Source organism: Microcoleus sp. B3-A4 (genome assembly GCF_036705385.1).
GTDB lineage: Bacteria > Cyanobacteriota > Cyanobacteriia > Cyanobacteriales > Microcoleaceae > Microcoleus.
The window spans coordinates 1-4,448 of record NZ_JAUBUI010000160.1; the positions used below are offsets into that span (position 1 = coordinate 1).

Annotated in this window: 5 protein-coding genes; 2 read left to right on the plus strand and 3 right to left on the minus strand. The window is 45.5% G+C overall.

All coding sequences use genetic code 11. The annotated features are described in order from the left end of the window. Positions 1-479 precede the first annotated feature (479 nt). Positions 480-713, plus strand: coding sequence for a DnaJ C-terminal domain-containing protein (locus tag QUB33_RS28670; RefSeq protein WP_333357795.1), 234 nt, complete (start codon positions 480-482; stop codon positions 711-713). Between the two features lie 134 nt (positions 714-847). Here QUB33_RS28670 and QUB33_RS28675 read toward each other — a convergent pair whose 3' ends face one another. From QUB33_RS28675 to QUB33_RS28685, 3 genes are all read right to left on the minus strand, one after another. Next, positions 848-997: a hypothetical protein gene (locus QUB33_RS28675; protein ID WP_333357796.1), complete on the minus strand. Its 150-nt coding sequence runs from the start codon at positions 995-997 to the stop codon at positions 848-850. A 165-nt stretch (positions 998-1,162) separates the two neighbouring features. Continuing rightward, a complete protein-coding gene (locus tag QUB33_RS28680) occupies positions 1,163-1,318 on the minus strand; it encodes a hypothetical protein (RefSeq protein ID WP_333357797.1) in 156 nt (51 codons plus the stop codon). Positions 1,319-1,335: 17 nt separating this feature from the next. Next, positions 1,336-1,869, minus strand: a complete 534-nt coding sequence (locus QUB33_RS28685; RefSeq protein WP_333357811.1) for an HAD-IIIA family hydrolase — start codon at positions 1,867-1,869, stop codon at positions 1,336-1,338. 830 nt (positions 1,870-2,699) lie between these two features. Here QUB33_RS28685 and QUB33_RS28690 point away from each other — a divergent pair. Further along, positions 2,700-4,232: an MFS transporter gene (locus QUB33_RS28690; protein WP_333357814.1), complete on the plus strand. Its 1,533-nt coding sequence runs from the start codon at positions 2,700-2,702 to the stop codon at positions 4,230-4,232. The last annotated feature ends 216 nt before the right edge of the window (positions 4,233-4,448 follow it).

The following is a 4,448-nucleotide window of genomic DNA, read 5'->3' on the forward strand; positions in this document are numbered from 1 at the left end:
TTCTTGCACCCTTACTACTTTTTTGGTCGGAAAATCCATACACTGTTTACTTTTCTCACTGATTCAGCAAGCCCTAAGTAGGTCGGCAGAAAAAAAACTAGGTAAAATAAATCAATTTTAATGTCCGTTCCCCAAAATAATACTACAAGGACGCTGAGAGTTTGAGAAATATTTTATGCACGTAAACTACCAAGAAAAAATTGATTTAACCCCAGAGGAGTTAAAAATAATTTTGTCGCAGGCCCGCGAACTATAATTAATCGACCACGAATTCAGACACCGAGATTGGTTCAAGGCTAGATATAACCAAAGCTTTACAGATGTAGTGAACCTGCGAGGTGTAAAGAGAATTACTGTAAATAGATGGTTAAAACAATATAGTGCTGGCGGTCTGCAAAAACTGTTAAAAATACGGCACGTAACTGGTAGACCAGGAGTCATACTCTCCCCTGACACAGCCACGCCTATTAACGATTAATGTGCGAATTCCACCAGGGCCTAAACCCGGAAGCCGCATCGGTGTCAAAGGTAAGGGTCGTCCCAGTCCCTTCTCGCAAGCTAGGAGAGATTTATACCTGACTATCGAGCTACTGCCCCATCCATTTTTCCGGTTTGAAGGTGATGATATTGTCAGTGAAATTCCGATTAGACCTGATGAAGCTGTATTGGGTTCTCAAATAAAAGTACCAACGCCTGACGGCATAGAGAGTTGATCGAGTCCTCAAGCTAGCGTGTAACTAGAATACTTTCGCCAAGTAGAGAAATGGTTCTCCTGCTTACGGCTGGAAATTATTTTATCTGCGCTCCTTGGCACTTATTGTAGGATGCAAAAATAGTCTTACAATGGCTACTTTTTTTGCGCCCACATAGAGCGAATTTTGCGGGGTGTGTTTGTCTCGGACATTGCTAGTTGCAGCATACCCGATCGCGGTTTGCGGTATTGTCCAGACCACTTAGTTTGGCTGTGGTCATTCCCCCTGCTGTGCTTGAATTTCATTGAGCAACATCTCATCAGAGTAGGATTTTTCCCATTCGCCCTCAAGCTTGAGCCGCACTGACTTTGCGCCACCACTAGGCGTACAGACTACCCAGTACGTATAGCGGTTCTCATAAAAGTGAGGTATGCCCTATGCCCTATGCCCTATGCCCTATGCCCTATGCCCTATGCCGGATAGTACCTCATCTTTCTGAGAAAGGCTATATCTTCTTGTCCTTTAACCTGAGCCGCATCCTGGTTTTCTGCATTGTGGGAAATCCCAGAATAGGCTTGAATACATACCCAGGTAATGCCGTTGCTATCTGTAATCTCTCGTTCCATGACTATCCTATCGATTACTATACTTCTGTAAGGTTGGGGACGATCGCCTCTTGATGTTGCTCGATCCATCCCCATGCCCATTGAAAGGCGACCCCTGCTCGTTGGGCCGCTTGTTCATCTTCGGGGCGATCGCCCACATACAGCGAATTTTGCGGGGTGTGTTTGTGTCTGACCATTGCTAGTTGCAACATACCCGATCGCGGTTTGCGGTACTGTCGGGACCACTTAGTTTGGCTGTGGTTATAAACATTGTGACGAGTGACGCGGAAACACTTTTTACCCTCAAAGTCGGGGCAGAAGTAGATTTCTCTCAACTCTGGGAATAACTCAAGCGTGTATTGCTGTTCCTTGATGCACTCTTGCATAGACTTATGACCGGCGGCAACTCCACCTTGGTTGGTGATGCCGACAATTATCCAATCCTCTTTGTAGGCGCCAAGGGCAATCTGGGCACCTTCAATAATGCGTTGATCTTTGGGATGTTGGAAGTATTGTTGTCCGCTGAGCGGTTCACGGAGCGTACCATCCATATCTATTAGTAATAAGCTCATCGTTCCCTAGAAAATTTCCTGTTTTATTAAACATCCTAAGCTGCGATCCATTTCCTCTCCTCTAGCTAATGGAATGTACCGCTAGGGCGATCGACCTATCTTGAAACGAAAGGGGTTGCCTCACCGCTAGAGATACAAATCTCGCCCACCAAAGAATTTAGCCCCACCTCAGTGCTAGCAGAGACAACCCCTTCCTTTTGCCCCTCCTTCCTGAAACCAAGTTGATGGTTACCTCAAGTCCGATGCCCCTCGAAGCCCAACAACGGCAAGCACCTGTACATTTATTGGCTTCAATCGAGCCTACTCCTTAAAATCCTTATTAAAAATTCTTCCGCTTGAAGATGAAGTCACTTTAGGAAAGTTTGGTCGAGTTGAAATCTACGAGCTCAACTTCTAATTGTAGACAACTTAGAGGTAGCATATTTGCATCCTCCTTAGAGTTTAGAAACAAATCTATCTTGAGAAATAGCCTCTAATGATTAACTTTAAAATAATTTAAGTAAATATTGTAACTAAAAGCTTAAAATTTGTTTACAAAGAACTATAATTATTATTTATAAAGATTATTGTCAAATTTTTAAAGTTATATTATATTATAATAGAGAGTATTTTTATATGAACTCTGTAAAAAAGAACCTGACTATTGGAGACAGGTTGTGGTTATATTTCTGAAACACTTTATGGCGTTAACTAATTAACGCTCAGCAGGTAAGGGGTGACCATTACAGGATTTAAATAAAGCATTTTTTAGGACATTTGTCTTTAGAAAGGCACTCAGAGCAAAGCACTAATGTAGTTCCGATTAAGTCTTTAAATATTGCCTAGATAATATGCTCAGTCCACACGAAGATAGCATTTTAGTAGAAACGAGTCCTCTGACCCCTCTGGTTATTGAGGACACCCCAGACCATAAAGCATTATCAGAGCCGCTATTTACTGCAAACCCGCATCTTAAAATTCCCAAGGCAGAAATTCGGAAAAGCCTCAAGGCATTAACTACCGAAGGTGCCTTTGCTACGGTGTTTTACAGTATTATTGGCGGTGCGTTGCTTAGTAATTTCTTGCTGGATCTCGGTGCCAGTACAGTGGAAATTGGTCTGCTCGCCTCAATTCCTCAGCTAACCAATTTGCTGCAACCGCTGGGAGCCTATCTGGGAGACCGCATCAAGAGCCGCCACTGGTATTCCCTGGTGATTTTCGGCTCGTCGCGGCTGCCGTGGTTGCTGATTGTGCCTGGGATTTGGTTGGTGGGCTCATCTCGTATGCAGCCGCGCCAGTTGGTGCTGTTGACATTGGCAATTATCTGCCTGAGTAATTTCATGGAGGCTTTGGGCCGTGCTTCCTTTCTTAGCTGGATGGCTGTGTTAGTACCAGACCGATTGCGGGGGCGGTATTTTGGCTTTCGCAATAGTGTGGTGACCTTAACCAATCTCATCGGCGTGCCGCTGCTGGGTCTAGCGGTATCGAAGTGGCCGGGTGGTTCGCTCTCTGGCTTCGGTGTGGTCTTGGTTGTGGGAGTTGTGTTCGCAATACTCAGTCTGATCTTTCAGTTCTCGATAACCGATGTCAACCCGCAACTAGTACACGCCGCCGATTCGGATACAGACCACGGCTCGCCCTTGAAGAAAGTTTTTAGCTTCTTCAAGGATGCCAATTTTTTGAGATTTCTGCTTTACTCTGGCTTGTGGAGCTTTGCGGTTAACATCAGCGCTCCCTTCTTTAACCTCTATTTGCTGGGCGACCTCAACCTAGATGTCAGCGTCGTAACGCTCTATAACAGCTTGGGAGCTGGTGCTAACTTGCTGATGCTGATGTTCTGGGGCAGACTGGCTGACCGGATTGGCAATCGCCCGCTGATGATAATGGTAGGCATCTTGGTGGCTCTGACGCCTCTACTGTGGCTAGAATCTGGAACTTCTCCCATTTTCCTTTGGGCTTGGTTCCCCTTGTTGCATATAGTGGGCGGTGCGACTTGGGCAGCGATCGACCTGTGCAGTGGCAATCTGATGATGTCGGTGACGCCGCTACGCAATCAGTCGATTTATTTTGCTGTTGCGGCGGCGGTTCCAGGAATCACTGGGGCGATCGGAATCACGGTTGGTGGGTATGTGGCGACTCTTACTGATTTTGGTGGCTTGCCAACGGTGTTTGCTCTCTCAGCCGTCCTGCGGGTGTTGGCCCTCCTGCCATTGGTGTTTGTTCACGAGCAGCGTTCTGTGCGTGTAAGTGAGCTAATGCGAGTCCTGATTCCAACACTCAAGCGTCAAGCAGGGGCTATTCAATCAGGACGCACCACTTTGAAACCATTACCATTAATAGAAGAACTTGAGGATGAAGGTCCACCTGCAAGCTCATCCACTTAGTCTTGAGATGGCGAATTGACGAACCCTCCCCCTGAACGGGGAGGGATTTTTATTCATAATTCATTGCAATGAACTACTGCGGGGACAAGAGCCACCTTCTACCATTTCTGAAAATTCAAGTACAATTAAGTATAACTGCTTAGAGTAATCCAAGGAAAAAATGATCCAAAATCAGGGATACTAAGAGAATAATTAATGTGCAATCTGCTGTATGTC